At 42.2% G+C, this 1792-nt stretch carries 3 protein-coding genes and 1 pseudogene; 1 reads left to right on the forward strand and 3 read right to left on the reverse strand.

What is annotated here, in order from left to right; translation table 11 throughout:
* Positions 1-196 precede the first annotated feature (196 nt).
* Together F6K53_RS39715 and F6K53_RS39720 are read right to left on the reverse strand one after the other, a co-directional pair.
* Complete coding sequence (locus F6K53_RS39715; protein WP_070392370.1) at positions 197-505, reverse strand: hypothetical protein; 309 nt, start codon at positions 503-505, stop codon at positions 197-199.
* A gap of 457 nt (positions 506-962) precedes the next feature.
* Entirely contained in the window at positions 963-1187 is a 225-nt protein-coding gene (locus F6K53_RS39720; RefSeq protein WP_293085509.1) for a hypothetical protein, read from the reverse strand.
* 30 nt (positions 1188-1217) lie between these two features.
* On the opposite strand from F6K53_RS39720, the gene F6K53_RS39725 reads away from it, so the two are divergent.
* A complete protein-coding gene (locus F6K53_RS39725) occupies positions 1218-1358 on the forward strand; it encodes a hypothetical protein (protein WP_158069434.1) in 141 nt (46 codons plus the stop codon).
* Here the strand turns inward: F6K53_RS39725 and F6K53_RS39730 are convergent.
* Positions 1355-1792 (reverse strand): annotated as a pseudogene (locus F6K53_RS39730) (hypothetical protein); the annotation flags it as partial. The gene F6K53_RS39725 and the pseudogene F6K53_RS39730 sit on opposite strands and share 4 nt — an antisense overlap.

Genomic DNA, 1792 nt, shown 5'->3' on the forward strand with positions numbered 1-1792 from the left:
CAGGTGCCGATTTTTATGAAATTATTTGGCTTTTTAAGCTGACACCTTTGAGCAGGTAACTACTAGAACTAGAAGATTTGGTTTAAACTGGTTTTTGTGAAATTTGTTTATTTGAATTATTGATTGTCTTAAGGGTAGAGTTACTAGTAAGTTACTGCTGATATTACTGATAATACGAATAATTTACATCAACAATTTACACCAGCATGATGTCTGTTGACGAATTCTTAGAGGTGATGGTCTCACCTTGAATGGTCTTGTCTGTCCCAGAGGATTTTTCAGAGCACTTTACCGATAGCTCCTCTGTGAGCATCAGTTGTTCATCTTGCCAAATCTCTTCTAGTTTCTCCCAAGAAGAAGAAAAGGTAGGCATAGCAAAAGCACAAGCTTTCCAGGTAGCTCTGACAGGCACCCCAAGTTGTTGACACATACCCCCTCGTCGTCCTTCTGACTGATAATACTGACAAAATCTGCAACTAGATACAGGTAAATTCAATGTTTTCATGATAACTCTTTTTTTGTGAAAAAAATTTTATCTCCTCTTCACATTTAATTCTGCTACCTCCTACCTCAGCTTGTTATAGATAGCAAGCTGTTGACCAGCCTAGGTTATAGCCATATCGTTAGCCCCTAAAGCTTTAATATTTTCTTAATTATTTTGTTACAAATAGAAACATTTTATTTGACAAAAAGTCACAAAAAAAGGTGGATTCTGAAAGAATTGGCTTGTTTTATACCAAAACCCCATAGGGATCAAGCAAAAAAAAACACCAAAAGTATATTTAGATACTGAATCTATCCCGATTAACTTATGAAAAAGTATCAGTTCAGTGTTCTAAAAATCAAGGGTCAGCCGGGGAGGCTGACTGGCTTTTAGCCTCCACAGCAAAATTAGCTCTACCTCTTATACCAAAGTATTAGAGCAAATTTAAAAGCTTTTGTTGATTCAAAGCACCGTTGATTCAAAGCACCAGTGCTGGAAACCACACAACTTCCTCAGGTGTGGGGTGTGGGGTGTGGGGTGTGGGGTGTGGGGGATAAGAAAGCGATGCAGCAAGGGAACAGGGGGTTTCCCCCGCATTAAGGCTTAGGTGCGCTTTCCGTAGGCGAATTAAATTCGCCACGGGTCGCACCTCTGCATCATTTCTTCGTTGTTTTCCTTTTCCTCTCCCTCTGGGTCGCCCCATGTTTGACCTTAATGTAAAAAACCTACCCCTGTGAGCGCCCCACACCCCCCTACCTACTGCCTACTCGTTACTCGTTACTCGTTACTCGTTACTCGTTACTCCCGACTCCCGACTCCCGACTCCCGACTCCCTTCTCCCTACTCCCTTCTCCCTTCTAAAGCCTTGGTCTAAATTTGCCATTGCTTAATAGCACAAAGACCACAGACATCCCAACGCTGAAGTTCTCCTGGTGGAGTCGGACACTGACACTGAGGACAAAGTGGTAAATTTTGCGATCGCATCTGCATCATCTTTGCCCAACGTTTAAACGCTGCTTGGGGTACCTGAGTTTTGTCAGTAGTTTTGTCAGTAGTTTTGTCAGTAGTTTTGTCAGTGGCTTCACTACTTTCTCTGTTTTCTGTGTACTCCAATTCCTCAGAAACCAGTGATGAAGACATTGGCAAGATGGTGCTAGGATGTCTATGGTTTGGGGTCAACTCAGATTGTGAATAGCCATTGCCCAAAACTTGTGTTTTCCGCCACTGAGCTGGAGAAAAGTGGATGTCAACTAGGGGTTCAGACCAACTAGCATTAAGCCGTTTCAACAACATCCGGCGCTTAAATTT

The sequence above is a fragment of the Moorena sp. SIO4A1 genome (assembly GCF_010672065.1).
GTDB lineage: Bacteria > Cyanobacteriota > Cyanobacteriia > Cyanobacteriales > Coleofasciculaceae > Moorena.